The sequence below is a fragment of the Algoriphagus namhaensis genome (assembly GCF_042649705.1).
GTDB lineage: Bacteria > Bacteroidota > Bacteroidia > Cytophagales > Cyclobacteriaceae > Algoriphagus > Algoriphagus namhaensis.
This window is the reverse complement of the sequence record NZ_JBHRZS010000006.1, coordinates 425,349-447,572: the sequence shown is the minus strand read 5'-3', so window position 1 is coordinate 447,572 and position 22,224 is coordinate 425,349. Positions and strand designations below refer to the sequence as shown.

General features: G+C 42.8%; 25 protein-coding genes. 16 read left to right on the top strand and 9 right to left on the bottom strand.

From position 1 onward, the window contains the following. Window positions 1–70: 70 nt before the first annotated feature. From ACFOSV_RS05735 to ACFOSV_RS05710, 6 genes are all read left to right on the top strand, one after another. Window positions 71–718: a Tll0287-like domain-containing protein gene (locus ACFOSV_RS05735; protein WP_377904296.1), complete on the top strand. Its 648-nt coding sequence runs from the start codon at window positions 71–73 to the stop codon at window positions 716–718. Between the two features lie 73 nt (window positions 719–791). Next, window positions 792–1,772, top strand: a complete 981-nt coding sequence (locus ACFOSV_RS05730) for a formylglycine-generating enzyme family protein (RefSeq protein ID WP_377904294.1) — start codon at window positions 792–794, stop codon at window positions 1,770–1,772. Window positions 1,773–1,797: 25 nt separating this feature from the next. After that, window positions 1,798–3,102 (top strand): Gfo/Idh/MocA family protein, encoded by a 1,305-nt coding sequence (locus ACFOSV_RS05725; protein ID WP_377904292.1) that lies wholly within the window; start codon window positions 1,798–1,800, stop codon window positions 3,100–3,102. 2 nt (window positions 3,103–3,104) lie between these two features. Then, a complete protein-coding gene (locus ACFOSV_RS05720) occupies window positions 3,105–4,022 on the top strand; it encodes a hydroxypyruvate isomerase family protein (RefSeq protein ID WP_377904290.1) in 918 nt (305 codons plus the stop codon). Beyond that, window positions 4,022–5,044, top strand: a complete 1,023-nt coding sequence (locus tag ACFOSV_RS05715; protein WP_377904288.1) for a WD40/YVTN/BNR-like repeat-containing protein — start codon at window positions 4,022–4,024, stop codon at window positions 5,042–5,044. The genes ACFOSV_RS05720 and ACFOSV_RS05715 overlap by 1 nt, the downstream gene beginning before the upstream one ends. Window positions 5,045–5,183: 139 nt before the next feature. After that, on the top strand, window positions 5,184–5,927 hold the full coding sequence (locus ACFOSV_RS05710) for a 1-(5-phosphoribosyl)-5-[(5-phosphoribosylamino)methylideneamino]imidazole-4-carboxamide isomerase (RefSeq protein ID WP_377904286.1): 744 nt from the start codon (window positions 5,184–5,186) through the stop codon (window positions 5,925–5,927). Here the strand turns inward: ACFOSV_RS05710 and ACFOSV_RS05705 are convergent. Then, window positions 5,924–6,337, bottom strand: coding sequence for a hypothetical protein (locus tag ACFOSV_RS05705; protein ID WP_377904284.1), 414 nt, complete (start codon window positions 6,335–6,337; stop codon window positions 5,924–5,926). The two genes, ACFOSV_RS05710 and ACFOSV_RS05705, sit on opposite strands and share 4 nt — an antisense overlap. Before the next feature lie 22 nt (window positions 6,338–6,359). On the opposite strand from ACFOSV_RS05705, the gene ACFOSV_RS05700 reads away from it, so the two are divergent. Next, window positions 6,360–6,698, top strand: a complete 339-nt coding sequence (locus ACFOSV_RS05700; protein WP_377904282.1) for a tRNA-binding protein — start codon at window positions 6,360–6,362, stop codon at window positions 6,696–6,698. A gap of 1 nt (window position 6,699) precedes the next feature. On the opposite strand, the gene ACFOSV_RS05695 is transcribed toward ACFOSV_RS05700, so the two are convergent. After that, window positions 6,700–7,023: a Rieske (2Fe-2S) protein gene (locus ACFOSV_RS05695; RefSeq protein WP_377904280.1), complete on the bottom strand. Its 324-nt coding sequence runs from the start codon at window positions 7,021–7,023 to the stop codon at window positions 6,700–6,702. Window positions 7,024–7,124: 101 nt separating this feature from the next. Here ACFOSV_RS05695 and ACFOSV_RS05690 point away from each other — a divergent pair, with 101 nt between their 5' ends. Further along, a complete protein-coding gene (locus ACFOSV_RS05690) occupies window positions 7,125–7,871 on the top strand; it encodes a hypothetical protein (RefSeq protein ID WP_377905302.1) in 747 nt (248 codons plus the stop codon). A 6-nt stretch (window positions 7,872–7,877) separates the two neighbouring features. Further along, window positions 7,878–8,516 carry a CPBP family glutamic-type intramembrane protease gene (locus ACFOSV_RS05685; protein WP_377904278.1) on the top strand — a complete coding sequence of 213 codons (639 nt, stop codon included), beginning with the start codon at window positions 7,878–7,880 and terminating at the stop codon, window positions 8,514–8,516. Window positions 8,517–8,525: 9 nt separating this feature from the next. On the opposite strand, the gene ACFOSV_RS05680 is transcribed toward ACFOSV_RS05685, so the two are convergent. Genes ACFOSV_RS05680 through ACFOSV_RS05670 form a run of 3 tightly spaced genes read right to left on the bottom strand, consistent with a single transcriptional unit; the run spans window position 8,526 to window position 11,391 of the window. Next, complete coding sequence (locus tag ACFOSV_RS05680; RefSeq protein ID WP_377904276.1) at window positions 8,526–9,668, bottom strand: cysteine desulfurase family protein; 1,143 nt, start codon at window positions 9,666–9,668, stop codon at window positions 8,526–8,528. Between the two features lie 40 nt (window positions 9,669–9,708). After that, window positions 9,709–11,103 carry a phosphoglucosamine mutase gene (gene glmM, locus ACFOSV_RS05675; RefSeq protein ID WP_377904274.1) on the bottom strand — a complete coding sequence of 465 codons (1,395 nt, stop codon included), beginning with the start codon at window positions 11,101–11,103 and terminating at the stop codon, window positions 9,709–9,711. Window positions 11,104–11,160: 57 nt separating this feature from the next. Beyond that, window positions 11,161–11,391 (bottom strand): hypothetical protein, encoded by a 231-nt coding sequence (locus ACFOSV_RS05670; protein WP_377904272.1) that lies wholly within the window; start codon window positions 11,389–11,391, stop codon window positions 11,161–11,163. 72 nt (window positions 11,392–11,463) lie between these two features. Here ACFOSV_RS05670 and mazG point away from each other — a divergent pair, with 72 nt between their 5' ends. The 4 genes from mazG (at window position 11,464) to fumC (ending at window position 14,651) form a co-directional block, all read left to right on the top strand. Next, window positions 11,464–12,264 carry a nucleoside triphosphate pyrophosphohydrolase gene (gene mazG, locus ACFOSV_RS05665; RefSeq protein WP_377904270.1) on the top strand — a complete coding sequence of 267 codons (801 nt, stop codon included), beginning with the start codon at window positions 11,464–11,466 and terminating at the stop codon, window positions 12,262–12,264. Between the two features lie 49 nt (window positions 12,265–12,313). Beyond that, on the top strand, window positions 12,314–12,694 hold the full coding sequence (locus ACFOSV_RS05660; protein ID WP_377904268.1) for a RidA family protein: 381 nt from the start codon (window positions 12,314–12,316) through the stop codon (window positions 12,692–12,694). Between the two features lie 74 nt (window positions 12,695–12,768). Next, on the top strand, window positions 12,769–13,185 hold the full coding sequence (locus ACFOSV_RS05655; RefSeq protein ID WP_377904266.1) for a hypothetical protein: 417 nt from the start codon (window positions 12,769–12,771) through the stop codon (window positions 13,183–13,185). Between the two features lie 65 nt (window positions 13,186–13,250). Continuing rightward, window positions 13,251–14,651 carry a class II fumarate hydratase gene (fumC, locus tag ACFOSV_RS05650; RefSeq protein ID WP_377904264.1) on the top strand — a complete coding sequence of 467 codons (1,401 nt, stop codon included), beginning with the start codon at window positions 13,251–13,253 and terminating at the stop codon, window positions 14,649–14,651. 65 nt (window positions 14,652–14,716) lie between these two features. On the opposite strand, the gene ACFOSV_RS05645 is transcribed toward fumC, so the two are convergent. Genes ACFOSV_RS05645 through ACFOSV_RS05635 form a run of 3 tightly spaced genes read right to left on the bottom strand, consistent with a single transcriptional unit; the run spans window position 14,717 to window position 18,659 of the window. Continuing rightward, window positions 14,717–16,063: a dicarboxylate/amino acid:cation symporter gene (locus tag ACFOSV_RS05645; protein ID WP_377904262.1), complete on the bottom strand. Its 1,347-nt coding sequence runs from the start codon at window positions 16,061–16,063 to the stop codon at window positions 14,717–14,719. A 17-nt stretch (window positions 16,064–16,080) separates the two neighbouring features. Beyond that, on the bottom strand, window positions 16,081–17,157 hold the full coding sequence (aroC, locus tag ACFOSV_RS05640; protein WP_377904260.1) for a chorismate synthase: 1,077 nt from the start codon (window positions 17,155–17,157) through the stop codon (window positions 16,081–16,083). Next, entirely contained in the window at window positions 17,157–18,659 is a 1,503-nt protein-coding gene (locus ACFOSV_RS05635; RefSeq protein WP_377904258.1) for a BatD family protein, read from the bottom strand. The genes aroC and ACFOSV_RS05635 overlap by 1 nt, the downstream gene beginning before the upstream one ends. A 62-nt stretch (window positions 18,660–18,721) precedes the next feature. Here ACFOSV_RS05635 and ACFOSV_RS05630 point away from each other — a divergent pair, with 62 nt between their 5' ends. Both ACFOSV_RS05630 and ACFOSV_RS05625 read left to right on the top strand, forming a co-directional pair. Further along, entirely contained in the window at window positions 18,722–18,910 is a 189-nt protein-coding gene (locus ACFOSV_RS05630) for a hypothetical protein (RefSeq protein WP_377904257.1), read from the top strand. Window positions 18,911–19,038: 128 nt separating this feature from the next. After that, entirely contained in the window at window positions 19,039–19,941 is a 903-nt protein-coding gene (locus tag ACFOSV_RS05625) for a nucleotidyltransferase family protein (RefSeq protein WP_377904256.1), read from the top strand. Window positions 19,942–19,970: 29 nt separating this feature from the next. Here ACFOSV_RS05625 and recF read toward each other — a convergent pair whose 3' ends face one another. Further along, on the bottom strand, window positions 19,971–21,077 hold the full coding sequence (recF, locus tag ACFOSV_RS05620) for a DNA replication/repair protein RecF (RefSeq protein WP_377904255.1): 1,107 nt from the start codon (window positions 21,075–21,077) through the stop codon (window positions 19,971–19,973). Window positions 21,078–21,168: 91 nt separating this feature from the next. Here recF and pdhA point away from each other — a divergent pair, with 91 nt between their 5' ends. After that, entirely contained in the window at window positions 21,169–22,188 is a 1,020-nt protein-coding gene (pdhA, locus tag ACFOSV_RS05615; RefSeq protein ID WP_377904253.1) for a pyruvate dehydrogenase (acetyl-transferring) E1 component subunit alpha, read from the top strand. The last annotated feature ends 36 nt before the right edge of the window (window positions 22,189–22,224 follow it).

Sequence of the window (22,224 nt, the reverse complement as noted above, 5' to 3'; positions counted from 1 at the left end):
GGGTTAATCTGATGAATTTGAAGTAAAAAAGTGAAAATCCTTAACTTAGGGAATAGATAAATATAGAATTATGAAATACCTAGTTGTAGTTTTTTGCATGATCCTTTTTTCCTGTGGAAGTGGTGAGCGCGTTTCCAAAGAAGTCTTTGATGAAGTGAATAAAAACATGGAAGTAAAAAGACTGACTGAAGCTGAAATCCTTCAAAAGGCCATGATTTGGGGAGATTCTATCAGTACTCAAGCGCAGGGGCAACTTGTATCAGCACTTACTAAAGCAATAGCAGATGGTGGTCCAGAAGGGGCTATTGAATTCTGTAATGTAAAGGCATTACCTATTCTAGGGGAAGTTGGTGAAGCGAATGGAATTGAAATCCGCCGAGCTTCAAATCGATTTAGAAAGCCATCCGATAAGCCCACGGAGCAAGAGAAGCCCATTCTTGAGGCCTATGAATATAATGCTGAAAACAACATTGCTTCGGATCCCAATATTCAGAAAATAGAGGGAGGCGAGACCTATCTTTACACCAAAGCTATTGTAATTCCGGGGGCGTTTTGTCTAAGTTGCCATGGGGATCCCACTAGTGAAATCAGCCCGAAAACCCTCGAAAAAATCAACGCTTTATATCCTGAAGATAAGGCAACGGGTCATCGTATCGGTGATCTTCGGGGGATGTGGTCGCTGAAAATCCCTAAAAGCGAGGTGGTAAAAAGAATGTAAGGCCGACAAGGATTATTCTTTCTTTTTCTTTTTAATTCTGCTATTTTGAAGGGTTTTCTTATTGAATTTGGATATGCTCTTCCCAAAAGCCTTGCTTTTTCTTACACTGTATTTTTTGGTTTTGGATCATGTTGGTTCCTCCTCCCCGAATAGGCAGGAGGAGTTTCGATCATATATTCAAACTATTCCGGGTACCCCAGTTGATTTTGGTATGACTCCGATTCCCGCTGGATCTTTTTGGATGGGGAGTGATGATCCGGAACGATCTGATCAAAGTCCCAAACATGAGGTTGAGCTGGATGCATTCTGGATGGGAACACATGAGGTGACCTGGGATGCCTTTGAGCTTTTTTTGGATAAAAACTATGAATTAGCGATTTCCGAAACTCCACTGAGTGAGCAAGTCGATGGCTTGACTCGACCTAGTTTGCCTTATTTAGATATGACCTTTGGAATGGGGAAAGAGGGAAAGCCCGCCGTGGGGATGACTCAATATGGAGCCATTCAATATTGCCGCTGGCTTTACTTGAAAACTGGTATTTTCTATCGTTTACCTACTGAAGCTGAATGGGAGTATGCGGCCGCAGCAGGAAGCGAGGAGGATTATTTCTTCGGGACTGACTCAAAAATGCTACAAGAATACGCATGGACTAAAGAAAACTCAAAAGGAACCACCCAGCTTGTAGGATCTAAAAAGCCAAATCCATGGGGTTTATACGATATCTATGGGAATGTACTCGAGTGGACTTCTGATCAATATGATTTAGAGTTTTACTCAAAATCTCCCGACAAAAACCCTGTGAATCCGGCTTTAAAGCTTTATCCCAGAGTGGTGAGAGGAGGGAGCTATGCTACTCCAAGCGAAGAAATCGGAACCAAAAGAAGATATGTGAGCTCCCCAAAGTGGAAGCAACTAGATCCGCAAATACCAAAAAGCCAATGGTGGTTTCCAGAAGCTCCATTTATTGGCCTAAGGGTAGTTAGACCTTTGAGCCCTCCATCTGAGGACGAAATCGAAGCATATTATTCAAGAGAACCGATACCTGATTATTAATCCAAACAATAAACCTATGAAAGACATGAAAACCAGAAGAGATTTTATCAAGACCTCTGCTTTAGTTTCGGGAGGACTGATGGTAAATCCTTTTACGCTCTCGGGCGCCTATGCGGCCCCAGATAATCATTTGAAACTTGCAGTGATTGGATGCGGAGGAAGAGGAACAGGGGCAGTGTTTCAAGCTTTTGAAACAGGCCATCCAATCAAATTAGTGGCCATGGCGGATGCATTTCGAGATCGGCTGGATAAGAGCTATGAGCCTATAATGGCTAAGTACGGTGCAGAAAAAGTCGACGTACCTGAGGATCGAAAATTCGTCGGGTTTGATGGGTATAAAGAAGCGATCGCACTTGCTGATGTGGTGATTTTGGCTACTCCTCCTGGATTTAGGCCTATGCATTTTGAAGAAGCGGTGAAGCAAGGAAAGCAAATTTTTATGGAAAAGCCAGTGGCTACAGATGCTGCCGGTATTCGTAGAGTTTTGGCAGCGGCTGAAGAAGCAAAAGCAAAAAAACTCAATGTGGTAGTCGGGCTGCAGCGCCACTACCAAGATAATTATAGAAAGACCATCGCCCGAATTCATAACGGTGAAATCGGAGATATCACTGGAGGTCAGGTTTATTGGAACGATGGTGGAGTTTGGGTGCGTGAGCGTCAGCCGGGGCAGACTGAAATGGAATATCAGATGAGAAACTGGTATTATTTCAATTGGCTTTGTGGAGACCATATTACCGAGCAGCATGTCCATAATATCGATGTGGCCAACTGGGTCAAAAAGGGCTACCCTGTCAAGGCAGAAGGTACTGGAGGTCGACTTGTTCGGACAGGTAAGGATCATGGTGAGATTTTCGACCATCATGTGGTGAGTTTTACTTACGAAGATGGTGCAGTAATCCATAGCGAGTGCAGACATTTTCCTGGAGCAGCCAATCGCGTGGATGAGTCATTTCAAGGAACTAATGGTAAGGCGTATTTAAGTGCAGGAAATTATGGAGTACTGTCTGATTGGAAAGGAAATGTACTGTATGAGCATGATCGAGAAAATAATGTCAACCCTTACCAGCAAGAGCATAATGAGCTTTGGGATGCTTTGGTGAAGGGAGAATATAAATTTGCCGATGCTGAAAATGCCGCTAAAAGTACCATGACTTCCATCATGGGAAGGTATGCAACCTATTCGGGTAAGGTGATTACCTGGGATGAGGCAATCAATGGTCAGGTTGACCTCTTTCCAGAAACATTGTCTTGGGATGCGATGCCGAAAATTCTTCCTAAGGAAGACGGATATTATCCACATGCAATTCCAGGCAAAACCAAAGTTGTGTAATCATGGAACGACGGAAATTCATCAAAAATCTTAGCGCTACAGCAACACTTTCTAGTTTTATAGGAGGAGCTTCATTTGCTGAGAGCTTGGTAGCCAAGGCTGCGGAACCGACTTTTACACTGGATTTTGCGCCTCATTTTGGCATGTTTAAAAATTCTGCGGGCGATGGTCTCGTGGAGCAGCTTGAATTTATGGCTGATCAAGGGTTCCGATCTTTGGAGGATAATGGTCTCCTCCAACGTAGTGTAGCAGATCAGTCCAAAATTGGAGAGACAATAGCTAGACTTGAGATGAGAATGGGAGTCTTTGTCGTCGATGGAGGCCAAAATTGGCAAACTTCGCTCACGACAGGAAAGCAGGAATTTATGGATGTTTTCCTGAAAACCTGTAGGGACTCGGTAGAAGCAGCCAAGCGAGTCAATGCCAAATGGATGACTGTAGTGCCTGGGTTTTACGATCGAAATATGCCTTTAGGAATACAGACAGGAAACGTGATCGAGGCGATGAAGAGAGGTGCTGAAATCTTTGAGCCACATGGCCTCACTATGGTCATGGAGCCACTTAGTGATACGCCAGAATTGTTTTTAAGACATTCGGATCAAACGCACATGATCTGTAAAGCTGTGGGAAGTCCAAGCTGCAAAATCCTGTATGATATCTACCACATGCAGCGAAATGAAGGAAATCTCATTGCTAGTATGGAGAGATGTTGGGATGAAATAGCCTACATACAAATCGGGGATAACCCGGGCAGAAAAGAACCTGGAACAGGAGAAATTAACTACGCCAATGTTTTCAAATGGATCCATGAAAAAGGCTTTGAAGGAATCTGTGGGATGGAGCATGGAAATGCTGAGCCAGGTAAATCAGGTGAGGAGAAATTGATTGAGGCTTACCGAAATGTAGACGTAAAAGCTTGATGAAAATATCTCTTTGCGTCATATTCTTGATGGTTTTTGGTACTTCTGAACTAGTTGCCCAGCAAATTAATGCGAGGTGGGAATTAAAAGAGACGCCAGTTAAAGCATCACTTCGAGGTCTTTCCGTTTGTTCAGATGAGGTCGTGTGGGCCAGCGGATCCAGAGGGACTTGGCTTCAGACGATTGATGGAGGTGAAAGCTGGAACCACGGAATTATCGCGGGGCTAGACTCTGTCGATTTTCGCTCCATTCATGCATTTAATGAGAAAGTAGCTGTAGCTGTTTCTGCAGGAGAGCCGGCTGTGATTTATAAGACTACGGATGGAGGAGTAACTTGGGAGTTGAAATCTACCCAGTCACCACCAGCCTTTCTCGATGGAATTCACTTTGTGGATAAGAAGCGCGGCTATGTATTTGGAGACCCAGTGGATGGTAAGTGGATGTTTTTAGTCACAGAGGACGGTGGGGATAATTGGAAAAGGATAGATCAGGCTCCAAATGTGACTGAAGGTGAAGCGGGCTTCGCCGCTAGTGGTTCGTCGATGGTTGCCCTTAAAAATTCTATTTGGATAGGAAGTGGTGGCAAAGAGTCAAAGATTTGGCAATCCTTGGATCGAGGGAATACTTGGGAGAGCTATACCAGCCCTCTCCTTCAGGGTAAGCCTTCCCAGGGCATCTTCGCAATTTGTTTGGTTGAGAATCAACGAATCGTAGCTGTTGGAGGTGATTATTTGAAACCTGAGGAAAAGGGAGGGACTTCAGGAATGTTTCAGCTCGGACAAAAAAGCTGGCAAACCTCAGATGCTAGTCCAAATGGGTACCGTTCTGGAGTCACTTATTTGAAGGGAAAGAAATGGGTGATTGCCGTAGGCCCCAATGGGGGGGATATTTCTCTAGATCAAGGAGATACTTGGACATCTTTTTCGGGGGAATCCTTCCATGCAGTGAAATCTGATTCAAAAGGTCGATCGGTGTGGGCTTCAGGTGCTGGAGGTAGAATTGGCAAATTGAACTTTCAGTAATCATTCCTTAGGTTTTTTCTAATTCTTATTGGAAGTTTGATTTTGATTAAAAAATTATAAATTATTCCGCTGGATCATTAAGATTTTAATATCCCGTATTATCTTTAAATCAATTGACCGAACCTACTTAAATTTTACTGTGAGCAAATTCGAAATAATACCATCTATCTGGCTAATCAATGGAAAATGTGTCCGTCTTCAACGTGGTGATTTTGCTACCGAGGAAGTGATTTCGACCAATCCTCTTGGTATTGCCCAAGATTTCGAATCAGTAGGTATCAAAAGAATCCACTTGGTGGATTTAGATGGTGCTAGACGTGGTGAGCCTAAAAATTATCACATCCTTGAAGCCATTGCAGGTTACACAAATCTAATGGTGGATTTTACAGGGGGTGTTTTGACGGATGGGGATGTCATCAAGTCTTTTGAAAATGGTGCAAAAACAGTGACCATCTCTACAGCTGCGGCTAATCATCCCGAAAGGTTTGCTCAATTTATTCTTTCCTACGGACGTGAGAAAATAATTCTTGCTGCAGATACCAACCCAGTTGACAATAAAATTAAAATCCGCGGATGGTTAAAAAAGACCAAGATCGACCTTTTTGATCATATTGAGTTTTTCCACGAACGTGGACTTAAATATGTGAAAGTTTCTGACACCTCCCGTGATGGTGTAATGGAAGGCCCGAATCTTACTTTGTATCAAGATGTACTTACTAAATTCCCTTCTATTAATCTTAGAGCGAGTGGAGGAATCCGAGGTGTAGATGATTTTAAGATTCTCAGGGAGTTAGGCGTGCAATCCGTACTTTTTGGACGCGCATTTTTTGAAGGAAAAATTTCCTTGAATGATATTGAAAAATTTCTGGGAGAGAACCCTTAATCGGCTCTAAACTTATCTACGATGTAGAGAAATAAGTTGAAAGATAATGTCGAGGCAGATTCCTCTTTCTTTGCGTCCTTATTTTCAGCGATTGGTTCGGTCGCTGATTTATTATTTTTAGCTTGAGGGCTTACCGCTTTGATAAAAGATTGAGAAGCGGGTTTTTTCTGAATTTCCTTGGAGATATTTCCCCTCGTCAAGTCTAAATCATCCACTGCAGGAGTTTCAGCAGGTATTTCCATACGAACTGGTTCTTGTTCGGACTGTGCAAAACTCTCAATGGCAAAAAAGCCAAACGACATCACAAAAAGTGTGAGGAATTTGGAATTTAAAGAAGTATTAATCGTTTTTGTAAACATAATATTTCTGACTTGCTTCCTGATAACGATTTCGATGTAGAAATTGTTCATAAAATTAGTAAAAAATATGTCTATGCAAACGATTGATTATAAAGATTTTCAAAGGATTGAATTTCGGGTGGGAACAATCATCGATGTAAAAGTTTTTGAAAAAGCTCACAAACCATCCTATAAGATCTGGGTAGACTTAGGTAAAGAAATAGGCATCAAAAAATCTTCTGCTCAATTGACCAATCTCTATTCTCCTGAGGATTTGATGGGGAAACAAGTGGTTTGTGTTTGCAATTTTGCGCCTAGACAAATCGCGGATTTCATGTCTGAAATATTGATTACAGGTTTTGATTCTGAGCAGGGTGGAGTGGTGATCAGCACAGTGGAGCGCAAAGTACCAAACGGTGCTAGACTTTATTGAGTTAAGGCATTGTAATTTCCAGGCCCGCTTCGGTAAGGATAGCCGGATAAGTTTCCAAATCACCGCAGTAGCCAACCTTAACCTTACCGGTTTTTAGCTCAAATCTATATTGGTGGAGCGGACATGAGATTTCGTTTCTATCATTTACCTGACCTTCGGTGAGCAGGGCTCCCCTATGTGGGCAGAATGCGTCAAATACAAAGCACTCCGAGCCACGCCGGACCAGCCCAAGTGTTTTTGTTCCAATTTTCATTTTTTTGATCCGACCCTCAGGTACAAGTTCAAACAGGTGGTCTCGGGATTTGCCCAGAGTAAACTTTTTCATTTTGCCTTCTGCAAGAGATAATGACCAAATTTTGCGAATTGTTTTTTAAATCCACTTTTTTATTTAATTATTTGGAAATGAATAAGCTAATCGAACTCACCATGAAAAATCTTCTTCTACTTCCCATTCTATTTATTATTGGTATTGCTTCTGCTCAAGATGTGGAAGGCGCCTGGAAATTGACACATCAAAATGGTCAAATGGTCACGGATACTGAATATGTGAAGATTATCCAAGATGGATATTTCGCATTTGGTGCTAAAATGCTTGAAAACAATCATTTCGTTGCTGCTGGAGGTGGTCCTGTCGAAGTTGGTAATGGGAAGTATACGGAAACCTTAGACTTTTTTACACTGAATCCCCTTCAGGTAGGTACATCCACTTCATTTAAACTCGATATGGTGGATGGCAAAATGGTGATCTCAGCAGACACCGACAATGGGATGTTGGTAGAAATATGGGAAAGAATTGATGGGAATCCTGATCAACTCACCAGAAACTGGGTGATCACTGGTAGAAAAAGAAATGATGAAATCAGTCGATCAACTCCCGAAGCTAGAAGAACCGTTAAAATCCTGAGTGGTGGAAGATTTCAATGGATCGCCTTTAATTCGGAAACTAAAGAATTTATGGGATCCGGAGGAGGAACTTACACAGCCGAAAACGGCAAATACGTAGAAAATATAACCTTTTTCTCCCGAGATGACACTCGTGTAGGTGCCTCATTGAGCTTCGACTTTGAGGTTATTGATGGCGAGTGGCATCACTCGGGCTTGAGTTCCAAAGGTGACCCTATTTATGAAATTTGGTCGCCTTACTCCATTGCTTATAATCCTGCTGATAAATAATCTCACATGCTTAAAAAAGTTATAGATTTTATAAAAAACCCTGAGCGTCCAGAGAGCTATCAGCCCATTTCGGCCAAAGATTTTTTTACTCTGCTAGGCTTGGTTTTGGTTGTGATTATTCCCTACGCCTTCTTACTTGAAAAGCTGGATGTTGGGCAATTTGACAATGCCCTCGAGGAACTCTTAGAAAACTATAAATGGTTTGTTGTGGCTGGAGTGATTGTGTTGGCTCCGCTAATCGAGGAACCTATTTTTAGACTTCACTTGGACTATAAAAAGTCTTCTATTTATTGGGGAATGGGATTATCAATCCTAGTGATTTCAGAGTTTTGGTTTATTTCTCTGGCCTTTCTCGGCTATTTGTTTTTCCTATTAATGAAAATAAAGGATGATCAACCTCCTAAACTGAAACTGATTGTTTTTATGTCAGCAGGGTTTTTTGGCTTAGTTCATTTAGGAAATTACACCGGATTTGATTGGGTGGGTAAGTTCTATTATGTTCCCTTACTCGTGGGAGCCCAATTCGTGCTGGGGTTAGTATTAAGTTATGTTCGGATCAATCATGGGATTAGAGCAGCAATGCTTTTCCATGGGACATACAATGCCTTGATCTTGATACCAGCTGCGATTTTTGGAGAAATTTAAATCCTAAAATTAGGCCTCGACTGCGTAAAGCTCTCTCAGCTTTTGGACGGTGTAGAAAACGTCCTCTTTCGAATTAAATCGACTAAAGGAGAATCGTACAGCATCCCGCTCTGCCGAATGATTTAGAGCACGAAGGACATGTGATCCCACCGTAGCCCCTGAGCTGCAGGCAGAGCCTCCTGAAGCAGAGATACCATCCAGGTCCAAATTAAAAAGTAACATCCCACGATTGGCCTCTGAAGGCGGCATGCTTACATTAAGGACTGTGTAAAGACTTTTTTCTAAGTCTTCTGAAAGCCCATTAAATTGTACATCTGGAATTGCTGCTTTCAGCTCCTCAATAAATAAAGACTTGAGGCCCTCAATGTGCTTTTGGTGTCCAGCCATATCTTCATAAGCGATCTCGAGCGCTTTGGCTATTCCTACGATCCCAATCACGTTCTCGGTTCCTCCACGCATATTCCGTTCCTGAGCGCCTCCATGTATGAATGGATGGATTTTTTTCTTTTTGTTCACGTACAAAAAGCCAGAACCTTTTGGGCCATGAAATTTGTGGCCTCCAGCTACTAACGAATCTACAGGCAGGGTGGCAAGATCATGCACGTAATGCCCCATAGTTTGCACTGTGTCGGAATGAAAGAAAGCTCCATATTCTTGAGTGAGATTTCCGATTTTGGTTAAATCGTTGAGGTTTCCGATTTCATTATTGGCTTGCATGAGTGAGACAATGCTTTTTGGATGAGCTTTCAACAACTCTTCCAGTTGGCCGAAATCAATCTCTCCTTTTTCATTTACATCTAAAATGCTCAATTTGATATGCCCTTTGGCTTCACAAACCTCAAGGGTGTGCAGTACGGCATGATGCTCTAGAGGAGATGTAATGGCGTGGGTAAGTCCATGAGATTCTATACCACAGATTAGGGCCGTATTATCAGCTTCGGTTCCTCCTGAAGTAAAGAAAATTTCAGATGGGCTTGTATTAAGCAACTCAGCTACCTTTTTTCTCGCCTTTTCGATCGCATTCCGTACTTCTCTTCCATGGCTATGCACAGAGGATGGATTGCCAAAATGATTTTTCATAAATGGCAACATGGCCTCAATGACACGGTCGTCCATAGCTGTGGTGGCGGCATTATCAAGGTATACTTTCATTAGGCTGGGTTTTAAAAGATTGCTCGAGTCTAATAATTTTTTAAGTCATGGAAGCGTTTACCACTTCTTTGATGTCTTGAATTATTTTTTTCGCAAGATGTTCAGCTGTGGCCTCAGATTCGGATTCGGAGTAAATCCGAATGATAGGTTCCGTATTTGACTTCCGCAAATGTACCCATTCTTTATCAAATTCGATTTTGACGCCGTCTATATCGTTGATCTCCTGCTTATTGTATTTCTTTTTGATCTCCACCAAAATCTTGTCTACGTTGATTTCGGGGGTTAACTCAATCTTATTTTTAGAAATGTAATAACTCGGATAGCTCGCGCGCAACCTTGAAATGGAATGACCAAAGTTTGCTAAGTGCGTTAAAAACAAACCAATGCCCACTAAAGCGTCTCTGCCGTAATGGGAAGTTGGGTAAATGATCCCGCCATTTCCTTCACCACCGATCACCGCATTTACAGCTTTCATCTGATTGACCACATTCACCTCGCCTACTGCAGCGGCAGTATACTGACCGCCCCTTTTTAGGGTGACATCCTTTAAGGCACGAGTTGAGCTTAGGTTTGACACGGTATTTCCTGGGGTTTTTGACAATACATAGTCAGCTACAGCCACCAAGGTATATTCTTCTCCGAAAGGAGAGCCATCCTCATTTACAAAGGCCAAGCGATCCACATCAGGGTCTACGACGATTCCCAAATCAAAATTGCCCTTGGAAAGCTTTTTAGAAATGTCCCGAAGGTGCTCAGGAAGTGGTTCTGGATTATGCGGAAAATCACCGTTTGGGGTACAGAACATTTCTTCAATGACCTCCACTCCCAATGCTCTCAAAAGCTTTGGTACCGCTATTCCTCCAGTTGAATTCACAGCGTCCACCACGATTTTGAATCCACGTGCTTTAATAGCTTCCACGTCTACAAGCTCCAAATCGAGCACATGCTGGATGTGGCGATCCATGTAGTCATCTATCTTTTGATAAGCCCCCAGTTTCCGAACTTCTGCAAAGGTGAAATCTTCATTTTCAGCTCGGGCTAAAATACCTTGACCCTCTTCTGCCGAAATAAATTCCCCTTTGGTATTGAGTAATTTTAATGCGTTCCACTGAATTGGATTGTGACTGGCAGTGAGAATGATTCCTCCTCCAGCATTCTCCAAAGGAACAGCCAACTCGACCGTAGGAGTGGTGCTCAGGCCTAAATCTATCACTTCTATTCCCAATCCTTGAAGAGTGGCAGCAACTAGTTGTGAGACCATTTCTCCCGAAATACGGGCATCCCGACCAATGACTACTTTAGGGTTTTGAGTTGTCTGAATGACCCAAGAGCCATACGCTGCAGCGAATTTGACAACATCCACAGGAGAAAGGCCCTCGCCTACTTTGCCCCCGATGGTACCTCTGATTCCAGAGATTGACTTAATTAATGCCACTTAAAATAATTTATGTGAAGATTTTCGAAAAAAAACTGCCTTTGAAAAGCAGGGTGATTATTTGAATTTGGCCAGTACCTTGTCCACTTCATTGTCCGGATTGCCACAAGCGCTATCCGAATCGACAGTTTTCCCACAATAGCTGCAGGTACCGCCGTCTTTATTGAGATAAGGGTTTTGCGAAGCACAGGTTCCTTTGAATTCTCCACCTTTAATGAAAAGTAGACGTACAGACATCAAAATGAAGAAAAGTGCTACAAAACCGAGGGTAAGATATACTGTTGCCATAACGAATAATATTGCGCAAATTTAAAGCTTTACTTTGAGAACGACCACACTTTCATCATAGTTTCCTCAGTCATGACTAATTTGAGTACCCGGGCCGATCAATTGGCGGCTTTTGACAGACTTTTGACCATAATGGATGAGCTTCGCGCGCAATGCCCTTGGGATATGAAGCAAACCACAGAAAGCTTAAGACACCTTACGATCGAGGAAACTTTTGAGCTTTCAGATGCCATACTCGAAGGAAACCCAGAAGAGATCAAAAAGGAGCTAGGGGATTTGCTGTTGCACTTGGTGTTTTATGCCAAAATTGGATCTGAGGAAGGGAACTTTGATATGGCAAGCTTGACCAATGCACTCTGCGAAAAACTGATCCGCCGGCATCCGCACATTTATGGAGATACGGAGGCCAAAGATGAAGAGGCAGTAAAGCAAAACTGGGAAAAGATCAAATTACAAGAAAAAGGCAATAAATCCGTTTTAGGCGGAGTACCGAAGTCTTTGCCAGCGTTGATCAAGGCTATGCGAATCCAAGAAAAAGCTCGTGGAGTTGGGTTTGACTGGGAGGAAAAAAGTCAGGTTTGGGAGAAAGTAGAGGAGGAAATGCAGGAGTTTAAGGAGGAGTTTAATGCAGATGATGAGAAGGAAATTGACCGTGAAAAGGCCGCTGCTGAATTTGGGGACTTGCTTTTTTCGCTAATTAATTATGCTCGCTTCATAGATATCAATCCCGAAGAAGCCTTGGAAAGAACCAACCTGAAATTTATCAAGCGCTTCCAATACCTTGAAAATGCAGCCAGAGAACAAGGGAAAAGCCTCGGCGATATGACCCTGAACGAAATGGACGTGTATTGGAACGAAGCCAAAGGAAAGTAGCCGCATAGATTAAGAATCCATAGAAAATTAGAAAACCATAAATAGCACGATGTCAAATCAAATCATCTTTACAAAAGAAGCTCCTGCTCCAATCGGCCCTTATTCTCAAGCGGTACTTGCTGGAAATACCTTGTACGTATCTGGGAATATTGCTTTGGATCCAGATACGGGACAATTAATCAATGAAAATATCACTGAAGAAACCCATGCGGTAATGAAAAATATGGAGGCGATTCTCCGTGCTGCAGGCTATTCTTTCGCTGATGTGGTCAAGTGTACCATCTTTATTAAGGACATGGGTGAGTTCGGCACCATCAACGAGGCTTACGGTCAATATTTTAAATCAAACCCTCCGGCCCGGGAAACAGTTGAGGTAAGTAGACTCCCCAAAGATGTACGGGTGGAGATTTCTTGTATCGCCGTAAAATAGTTATGATTCACTGGTTACCTTTTCATTCGGAGACGTTGGTTAGTTCTTTTTCAAAAAAAGAAGTGATTAACTCTTTGAAAAAAGTAACCAGCGAGGTCAACTATCTAGATCAGCGCACCCGGTCACGGAAAAATGTTTTATTCAACGGCCTGGTGGGTGACTCAGGATTTCGGATTTCAAAAGTGATCGATCGAGGGGATACATTTTTGCCCTTGATATTGGGCAAAATAGAGGACACTCCAAGGGGCAGCATTATTTTCTTGAAGTATAAATTTTTTCCTGGAGCGATTTTCTTTTTGGCCTTTTGGTCTTTGGTATTAATAGGCTTTTCGGCTTTTTTCATTTGGGGAAAAGCGGATTACGTCTATTCCGGGATTTGTCTGGCTTTGGCCATACTAAACTATTTCATTTCCAATTTCTTTTTCCAAAGGCAGGTCAAGCTCTCTCGAAAGATTTTCATCAATTTGATCAGTTTCCAAATGAAGGATTAATCCTTCCAAAGTTTAGGCATAAACTGCTTTAGACCTTAATTTAGCGATCCAAAAAAACCAATCATATGAGCATTCGAATAGAAAAAGATACCATGGGGCCTGTAGAAGTGCCTGCAGACAAGTATTGGGGCGCACAGACCCAGCGGTCTATTAATAACTTTAAAATCGGGGGTGTGAAAAATCAAATGCCCATCGAAATCATCCGTGCTTTTGCCATTTTGAAAAAGGCAGCGGCCCAAACCAATGCCCAGCTGGGTGTGCTAGCCCAAGAGAAAGCCGATATCATTTCTCAAGTTTGTGATGAAATTTTGGATGGAAAGCTAGATGATCAATTTCCTCTGGTGGTATGGCAGACTGGTTCAGGGACTCAATCCAATATGAACTCAAATGAGGTGATTGCCTATCGTGGTCATGTTTTACTCGGTGGGTCTTTGGAGGATGAAAAGAAAAAAATTCATCCAAATGATGATGTCAACAAATCACAGTCATCCAATGACACTTTCCCAACAGCCATGCACATCGCTGCATATAAAATGGTAGTGGAAACAACCATTCCTGGGGTAGAAAAATTGAGAAACACGCTTCATACCAAGGCAGATGCTTTCAAGGATGTGGTGAAAATCGGGCGTACGCACTTTATGGATGCTACGCCACTCACTTTAGGGCAGGAATTCTCTGGTTACGTGGCTCAATTGAACCATGGCTTAAAGGCTTTGAGAAATACTTTGGATCATTTGTCAGAGTTGGCATTAGGAGGTACGGCTGTTGGAACTGGACTTAATACCCCTCAAGGTTACTCTGAATTAGTGGCAGAAAAGATTGCTGAGTTTTCAGGACAGCCATTTGTTACGGCCCCCAATAAATTTGAGGCTCTAGCCGCCCATGATGCCATGGTTGAGGCACATGGAGCCTTGAAGCAATTGGCAGTTTCATTGATGAAAATTGCGAATGACATTCGGATGCTTTCATCTGGACCACGATCGGGTATAGGAGAAATCTTGATTCCAGAAAATGAACCAGGATCCTCAATCATGCCTGGAAAAGTAAACCCAACTCAGGTGGAGGCTATGACCATGGTGGCCGCCCAGGTGATGGGTAATGATGTGGCAATTTCAGTTGGTGGAGCAAGCGGACATTTTGAGTTGAACGTCTTCAAACCAATGATTGCAGCCAATTTCCTTCAGTCTGCACGATTGATTGGCGATGCCTGTGTTTCCTTTAATGATAATTGTGCTGTGGGTATTGAGCCAAATGCACCAATGATCAAGCGACATTTGGAGAATTCTCTAATGCTTGTGACCGCATTGAATCCACACATTGGTTATGAAAATGCTGCGGCTATCGCCAAAAAAGCACACAAGGAAGGCACAAGTCTCCGAGAGGCCGCGATTGCGCTAAACTTGCTGACTTCTGAACAGTTTGACGAATGGGTAAAACCTGAAGAAATGACTGGTGGATTAAAATAAATCCTACAAAACAAAAAGGGAGCTTTGATCATCAAAGCTCCCTTTTTTTTGATCCAATAGTTTGATCAAGAATCTTCTTGTACACTTTCATTAGCAGTGAATGGATTTGACTTTCTAAGCAAACCTTCTGGCATTTCGCCTTCGGTACTCGCCACTATTGTACAGACTGTGGCATCTCCTGTGACATTCACAACGGTTCTAAACATGTCGAGAATTCTATCTGGAGCAATAATTAGGGCAATGCCAGCTGCAGGCACAGAAATAGATTCAAGCACAATAATCAACATAATCAATCCTGCTCCTGGTACTCCTGCAGATCCAATAGATGCCAAAGTAGCCGTCAAAACGATCATTAATTGTTGAGAAATACTTAAGTCCATCCCCAAGGCCTGAGCAATAAATACCGCTGCGACCCCCTGATAGAGACTTGTTCCATCCATATTAATAGTAGCTCCTAGCGGAAGTACAAAACTCGATACCTCCTCAGAAATTCCAATTTCCTCCTCGACTTGTTTCATGGTTACAGGAAGTGTGGCTGAGCTGGAACTTGTTGAGAAGGCCAAAAGTTGAGCGGGTCGAATCGCCTTAAAAAAATCTAAGTATCCCACTTTGGTAAATGACCGAAGCAACAAAGGATAAACCACAAAAACCATCGTAAGTAAGCCTCCGACCACGATTAAACTATACTTCAAAAGGGCTAAGAGAAGTTGAACAGCTGATTCAGGATTGTCTCCGGCAATTTCCACAATGAGGGATGCCATCAGAGCAAAAACTCCGTAAGGTGCGATCAGCATAATATAATTTACAATCTGTATGATCACATCATTGAACCCGTCAAAAAAAGCAATGACAGGTTCACCTTTTTTCTTTGGAATCTGAAGCAAAGAGATTCCAACTATTATTGCAAAAAATACTACTTGCAGCATCGCGCTATTATCGGTCGTAGCTTGAAAGAAATTTTGCGGAACGATATCCACCAAGGGCTGAAGTGGGCTCTGTTCTTTTAATTGTGCGGCTTGTCCTAACCTCGATCCAGCATCTCCCTCATAGAGTTGTAGTAAATTTTCGCGAGTATCCTCAGGAAGGCTTGTACCAGGTTGAAATATATTTACCAAAACAAGTCCAATAGAAATCGCTAAAACGGTCGTACAAAGATAGATGATGATAGTCTTGCCTCCGATTCTACTTAGCTTCGAAATATCTCCAAGATTTGACACCCCCACTACCAAGGAAGCCAGAACCAATGGAACTGCTATCATTTTCAGAGCATTGATGAAAATGGTCCCGATAGGTTTGATATAGTCTAAGGTAAACGAATTAGGAATGGAAGTTTTGATAACAACCAATCCAAAAACCAATCCCAAGACGAGACCAATTATGATTTTTGTGTGTAAGGGTATCTTTTTCAGCATGTGGAGATATTTCAGGCTTATAGTTTATTGCTTTTTGATAACAAAAGATAATCCGCTATGACCAATGCCGCCATGGCTTCCACGATCGGCACAGCACGAGGCACCACACAGGGATCATGACGACCTTTTCCAGACACGGTCACAGATTCACCGGCTTCATTAATGGAGCTTTGGTCTTGCATGATCGTAGCAACGGGTTTGAAAGCCACATTGAAGTAAATGTCCTGTCCGTTGGAAATGCCTCCTTGAATTCCTCCGGAGTGATTGGTTGTTGTTTTAATATGATCTCCTTCTTTCACGAAGGCATCGTTATGCTGAGATCCTCTCATTTTTACGCCTTCAAAACCACTTCCATACTCAAAGCCTTTGACGGCATTGATGCTAAGCATAGCCTTGCCCAGCTCTGCATGAAGACGGTCAAAAACTGGCTCTCCAAGTCCAACGGGTGTGTTTTTGATTACGCAACTGATGACCCCACCAATTGTATCTCTTTCTAGCCGAACCGAATCGATCAATTGTATCATCTTTTCGGCAGTTTCTGGATCTGGACAGCGCACAATATTATTTTCGGCTTCGGCGAGGTCCATTTCCTGATAAGCTTTTTCCAGCTTCAGATTACCGACTTGAGTAACAAATGCTTGGACAGAAATTCCTTTAGTTTCTAGAAGTTGTTTGGCAATAGCTCCTGCAGCCACTCGAGCGGCAGTTTCTCTCGCGCTACTTCTTCCACCTCCTCTGTAATCTCTGATTCCGTACTTTTCGAAATAGGTGAAATCCGCATGAGATGGTCGGAATTTGTCTGAGATATGGGAGTAGTCCTTGGATTTTTGGTCTGCGTTTCGAATCACGATTCCGATCGGTGTACCTGTGCTTTTTCCCTCAAAAACTCCAGATAAAATCTCGATTTCGTCTTCTTCTTTTCGCTGCGTGGTGATCTTGGATTGGCCGGGCTTCCTACGCTGCATTTCAAGTCGAATTTTCTCTTCATCTATAGGCAGCCCTGCAGGACAACCCTCGATGGTGACGCCTAAAGCCTTGCCATGCGACTCGCCGAAAGTCGTAATCTTGAAAAGCTTACCAAATGAATTTCCCATTATTTTCTTCTTATGATCAAAATGGCCAGGATAATCAGCACCAATAGGAGCAGGCCATTGATCGCAGCGGCAAAATAGTACTTATATTCCTCGTTTGAAAACCGATTGTCTTCGATCGCAATTCGGTCGTAAATACCTCCCAGTCGGAGATTGGAGATGGATTCGTTGACTTTGCTCTCTCCCACCACTTTGATGGTCGCGTTCGATCTCAAGGTATCATAGACTTCTCTTTTCGGGTCAAAATAGATCCATTGAAACTGATCCGCGAGCCTATAGTCTCCGGCCTCATTGATCGTGATGTAATAGTTAAACTCCTTAATTCCTGAAACCCGACCATAGCCCCGGTTGATTTGTTGTCTCACGTTTGGATCGTAGGTGGTAAGATTCGGGACAGAAAGAGATTCTGGCTTAGAAACAGAATTGATATTGCCCACTCCACTAATTCCGAAACTGTAGTCAAAGCCTTGACCGGTTTCTACCTGCACATCCTGAATGTTTTCGCGAAGCTGAAACTCGCCCACGCTGACTTCGTTCCGGAGCGGATGTGGAGGAAGTGGCTTCACCTTAATGGTTTTGGCGGCGGAATAAAAAGTCTTAAAGTCTTCCTGCCTATTGGCTCCAAAGAAGGTGGGGTTCTTGGCCACCCTATACTTGATCATTTCCCATGCGATGGTAGGGATTTTGATTTCGCCTTCGGCAAAAGGGAAAAAAGTAGCCTCATACACTTTGTATCTCACCCATTCTTTTCCATTGATCATCACTTTTTCGGGTTCGATGTTAGTGATGTTGTAGTTTTCCTCCCATGCATTGGTGGGCTTGACCTCCTTAAGAATTTTGTCTAGCTGTCGGCCTGGCTCATAGAATTGAAAAGGCGCTCGATTGTCCTCAGACATGTAAAATGCCATATTTAAGGTGAAACCCTCCCCCGCATAGATCTCTGGCTTGTCCACAGAAAGGGAGAAAAAGGCATCGTCGTCAAGCTCAACGTATTCAGGTTCTGAAGGCACCGATCGACCAAAAAAATCTGCGAAAGGATCACTTGGATTGGTTCTTAAGCCCTGATTGGCTTTAGCCTCGGTGACTTTGATGCTTTGTCCTACGGACGAAAAGGTATTTCCATTGATGACAATATCGAAAGCTGGAAGTTGGCTAGTTCCTATTCGAGTAGGCTTATAGTATTGTATGATACTGTTCGAACTACTCATCTGTCCATTGATCAGGTTCATGGAAGAGGACTGGGAGATGCCCTGCTTTTCAAAACCGGGGATATCCGGAAACTGATCGTAGGATTTTATTTTTTCATTCGCCATCGTCACTTTGATGGTAAATGTTTCATTAAGCCCAATCTCTTTTGGGCCAAGTTCGATCGTAACTTCCTGAGCCAAAACCACTCCCGAAAAAAACGAGAGCAGCAATACGAAAGCTGTAAGAAAATACGTTTTACTCATGTCTGCGAAAATAGGGATTAATCTTGTACAATGTCTGGCAAAATAACGTAACATCTCGTGATTTGGCCTCGTAAGACTACTTAAAATCAGTTAATAACTTCTAAACTCTTTAAAGTATGATCGATTATGTAAAGACCATTCTTCAAAAGGTCAGCTTCAGTAGGTATTTATTTGAGAGAGAACTTAGAAAGGGCTTACGACTCATTAGTCCACATGAAGCTGAAGAATTTAGACACTGGTGCTACAGTACCTTTGAGAAACTCCATGGAGCGATTCTCAATCGGTATTTTCAACCTGCAATGTAAGCCACATCCCCAATCTTAGGATTGGGGATTTTTTTTATCCTCTTCTATTTCAACTTTTAAACTCGCCCAAACCTTGGGCAGCTAAAATATTGACTTAATTTTGTGCCTTTAAAAATTCAACAGAGGCAATGAATCAGAAACCAACACTTTTAGTATTAGCTGCAGGAATGGGGAGCCGCTATGGCGGGAATAAGCAAATTGATGGCTTTGGCCCCAATGGGGAGACCATTTTAGAGTATTCTATTTTTGACGCGATCCGAGCTGGATTTGGCAAGGTGGTGTTTATCGTTCGGGAAGAGATTCTTCAAATCGCCAAAGAAAAGTTTATGCCGAAGCTTGAAGGCAAAATCGAAGTGGATTGGGTGATTCAGTCGCTCGATAGCTTTGTGCCGGCTGAGTTGAGACAAGCAGATCGAGTGAAGCCATTTGGAACAGCTCATGCGGTACTTTGTGCGAAGGATGCGATCCAAGAACCTTTTGCTGTGATCAATGCGGATGATTTTTATGGCAAAGAAGCCTTCGAAGTTCTCGGAAAATTTCTTTCAACCGAAGTCAAATCAAATCTTCACGCCATGGTGGGGTACGCCATCCAAAACGTACTTTCCGAAAATGGAACCGTAAGCCGCGGAGTCTGTGAGACGAATGAGAAGGGCCAGCTCATTGGAATGACCGAGCGAACATCCATAGCCAGAGAAGGAGATAAGATCCTAAGTAGGGGGGAAGATGAAGTTTTGGAAATTGCAGAGGGCACTCCGGTGAGTATGAATTTCTGGGGATTCCACGCGGATGTCTTTGCAGATATACAACGGATGTGGGAGGAATTTCTTCCAGCCAATCTTCACAATCTTAAATCTGAATTTTACATCCCTACAGTAGCCAATAATTTGATTAAGGAAGACAAAGCTACTTTTGAGATTTTGCCAGGGGGCAAAACCTGGTTTGGTGTGACCTATACAGAAGATAAGCCGGTGGTGATTAATGCGCTCAAGAACCTTCATGAATCTGGAGAATATCCGGAGAAATTGTGGTAAAAAATTGAAAGAGGCTTCTGCCTCTTTTTTTATGGTAAGGCATTAACCCTTCCTTGCTCTACCCCGAAAAAGTAAACTTCCGAATCCAATTCACTGAGGATTTTCTGTGATCGTTCAGGACGAGCATCGGTCAGAAAAATCTGCCCAAACGTATGTCTGGAGATCAACTGCATCATCTGCGCAATGCGTTGATCATCTAGCTTATCAAAAATATCATCCAATAGTAACAGAGGTTTCTCACCCTTCGCTTTTTCAAAGATTTGAAATTGTCCCAGTTTCAAGGCGATAATAAATGACTTTTGCTGACCCTGGCTCCCAATTTTACGAATGGGATGACCTTCAATTTGGAAATTGAAGTCATCCTTGTGAATGCCAGCACCAGAATTTTTAAGGATAAAATCTCTTTTGCGAAGCGACCTAAAATAGTCCCCAAAATCCTCCCGAAGGGCCTCGGTTTCGTAGGTAATGGTTACTTTTTCTTGTCCTTGGGAAATCTCCTCATAGTCCCGCTGGAGCAAAGGGGCAAGTTCCTCCAAAAGCTCATTTCGGCGCTTAGCCAAGGCGATACTGAGATGAATCAGCTGTTCATCGTAGCTTTCAAGCAAGGTCAAATCCCTTCTTCCTGATTCTGCAAATTGCTTCAAAAGGGCATTTCGCTGCTTTAGAAAATTATGGTATCGGATCAATAAATTCAGATAGTTACGATCGAGTTGAGAAATCATCCCATCAAAAAATTTTCTTCGACCTTCACTGCCTCCTTTGATGAGTTCGGTATCGTCTGGAGCGATCAATACAAGCGGAATGGCACCCACATGCTCACTGTTTTTTCCTACAGGATTTTCGTCGGTATAGATCATTTTCTTTTTACCCAGCTCCATGGTGCAGCGTACATTGAGGCTTCGGTCAGAGAGTTCATAGGCCCCTTTTATGGTGAAAAAGGGTTTTTCATGCTGTACATTGAGGGTATCGCTTGACTGTACGGCGCTTTTGGTGAGTGACAAATAGTGGATGGCGTCGAGGATATTGGTTTTTCCGCTGCCATTGAGCCCCACGAAGCAGTTTATTTCAGGACAGAATTCCAGTTTTGTTTTCTCATGATTTTTGAATTGAATAAGTTCTAGCGACTTGAGGTACATGAGATTGGGTAATTATTTGGGCGGCAGCCTTATTTTTAGGGAGCGTTGCTTATATTTGAGGCCTAAAATAGCACATTTTGATCAGTTAGATATGGCAAAAAGAAGCACTGCAACAAAGGCTAAAGCAAAATATTCGAAAGAGACCTATGCATTCTGGTACGAAAGCATGCTCTTAATGAGGAGGTTTGAGGAGAAAGCCGGACAGCTTTACGGTCAGCAAAAAATCAGAGGATTTTGTCACTTGTACATAGGACAGGAAGCCTGCGCTGCTGGCGCAATTACTGCTTTGACGAAGGATGACAAGTGGATTACTGCTTATAGAGACCATGCGCATCCGCTTGGCTTAGGTACTGATCCAGGTGCCGTCATGGCAGAGCTTTATGGCAAAGCCACCGGAACTACCAAAGGTAAGGGTGGATCAATGCACATTTTTGATAAAGAAAGAAACTTCATGGGAGGCCATGGGATCGTAGGTGCTCAGGTGCCTATGGGTCTGGGTATTGGTTTCGCTGAGAAATATAAGGGAACCAAAAATCTCTGCATCTGTCACATGGGTGATGGAGCTGTACGTCAAGGTGCTGTTCACGAGGCATTCAACTTGGCTATGCTTTACAAGACTCCAGTGATTTTTGTAATCGAGAATAATGGCTATGCCATGGGAACTTCGGTAAGCAGATCATCCAATGTGGATGACCTGTCCACAATCGGGGAGTCCTATGACATGCCTTCATTCGCGGTAGACGGAATGAATGTGGAAGCGGTTCATGAAGCTGTGGCAGAAGCTGCTGAGCGAGCTAGAAGAGGAGATGGACCAACTTTGTTGGAATTCAGAACTTACCGATATAAGGGACACTCCATGTCTGATCCTCAGAAATATAGAACAAAAGAGGAGGTAGAGGAATACAAGCAGCGCGATCCAATCGAGCAGGTTTTGTCCACGATCAAAGAGAATAAAATCATGACTGAGGATGAGATTAATGCAGTCATTGCTAAAGTGAAAAAACAAGTAGCTGACGCAGTGAAATTTGCAGAAGAGTCTCCATGGCCTGATGGACAGGATGCATTTAAAGATGTATATGTCCAGGAAGACTATCCTTTTGTAATGGAATAAATCAAAAAATATCCCCGAAAAGCCATGAATCTTGGA

What these genes read in the sequence shown, in the direction of transcription:
- ACFOSV_RS05700 (WP_377904282.1), top strand. Translation starts at nt 6,360, where the DNA reads ATGCAAACGATTGATTATAAAGATTTTCAAAGGATTGAATTTCGGGTG.
- ACFOSV_RS05680 (WP_377904276.1), bottom strand. Translation starts at nt 9,668, where the DNA reads ATGAAAGTATACCTTGATAATGCCGCCACCACAGCTATGGACGACCGT.
- ACFOSV_RS05670 (WP_377904272.1), bottom strand. Translation starts at nt 11,391, where the DNA reads ATGGCAACAGTATATCTTACCCTCGGTTTTGTAGCACTTTTCTTCATT.
- ACFOSV_RS05720 (WP_377904290.1), top strand. Translation starts at nt 3,105, where the DNA reads ATGGAACGACGGAAATTCATCAAAAATCTTAGCGCTACAGCAACACTT.
- fumC (WP_377904264.1), top strand. Translation starts at nt 13,251, where the DNA reads ATGAGCATTCGAATAGAAAAAGATACCATGGGGCCTGTAGAAGTGCCT.
- recF (WP_377904255.1), bottom strand. Translation starts at nt 21,077, where the DNA reads ATGTACCTCAAGTCGCTAGAACTTATTCAATTCAAAAATCATGAGAAA.
- ACFOSV_RS05630 (WP_377904257.1), top strand. Translation starts at nt 18,722, where the DNA reads ATGATCGATTATGTAAAGACCATTCTTCAAAAGGTCAGCTTCAGTAGG.
- ACFOSV_RS05735 (WP_377904296.1), top strand. Translation starts at nt 71, where the DNA reads ATGAAATACCTAGTTGTAGTTTTTTGCATGATCCTTTTTTCCTGTGGA.
- ACFOSV_RS05730 (WP_377904294.1), top strand. Translation starts at nt 792, where the DNA reads ATGCTCTTCCCAAAAGCCTTGCTTTTTCTTACACTGTATTTTTTGGTT.
- pdhA (WP_377904253.1), top strand. Translation starts at nt 21,169, where the DNA reads ATGGCAAAAAGAAGCACTGCAACAAAGGCTAAAGCAAAATATTCGAAA.
- ACFOSV_RS05715 (WP_377904288.1), top strand. Translation starts at nt 4,022, where the DNA reads ATGAAAATATCTCTTTGCGTCATATTCTTGATGGTTTTTGGTACTTCT.
- ACFOSV_RS05660 (WP_377904268.1), top strand. Translation starts at nt 12,314, where the DNA reads ATGTCAAATCAAATCATCTTTACAAAAGAAGCTCCTGCTCCAATCGGC.
- ACFOSV_RS05645 (WP_377904262.1), bottom strand. Translation starts at nt 16,063, where the DNA reads ATGCTGAAAAAGATACCCTTACACACAAAAATCATAATTGGTCTCGTC.
- ACFOSV_RS05685 (WP_377904278.1), top strand. Translation starts at nt 7,878, where the DNA reads ATGCTTAAAAAAGTTATAGATTTTATAAAAAACCCTGAGCGTCCAGAG.
- ACFOSV_RS05690 (WP_377905302.1), top strand. Translation starts at nt 7,125, where the DNA reads ATGAAAAATCTTCTTCTACTTCCCATTCTATTTATTATTGGTATTGCT.
- ACFOSV_RS05705 (WP_377904284.1), bottom strand. Translation starts at nt 6,337, where the DNA reads ATGAACAATTTCTACATCGAAATCGTTATCAGGAAGCAAGTCAGAAAT.
- aroC (WP_377904260.1), bottom strand. Translation starts at nt 17,157, where the DNA reads ATGGGAAATTCATTTGGTAAGCTTTTCAAGATTACGACTTTCGGCGAG.
- ACFOSV_RS05725 (WP_377904292.1), top strand. Translation starts at nt 1,798, where the DNA reads ATGAAAACCAGAAGAGATTTTATCAAGACCTCTGCTTTAGTTTCGGGA.
- ACFOSV_RS05635 (WP_377904258.1), bottom strand. Translation starts at nt 18,659, where the DNA reads ATGTTACGTTATTTTGCCAGACATTGTACAAGATTAATCCCTATTTTC.
- ACFOSV_RS05625 (WP_377904256.1), top strand. Translation starts at nt 19,039, where the DNA reads ATGAATCAGAAACCAACACTTTTAGTATTAGCTGCAGGAATGGGGAGC.
- mazG (WP_377904270.1), top strand. Translation starts at nt 11,464, where the DNA reads ATGACTAATTTGAGTACCCGGGCCGATCAATTGGCGGCTTTTGACAGA.
- ACFOSV_RS05695 (WP_377904280.1), bottom strand. Translation starts at nt 7,023, where the DNA reads ATGAAAAAGTTTACTCTGGGCAAATCCCGAGACCACCTGTTTGAACTT.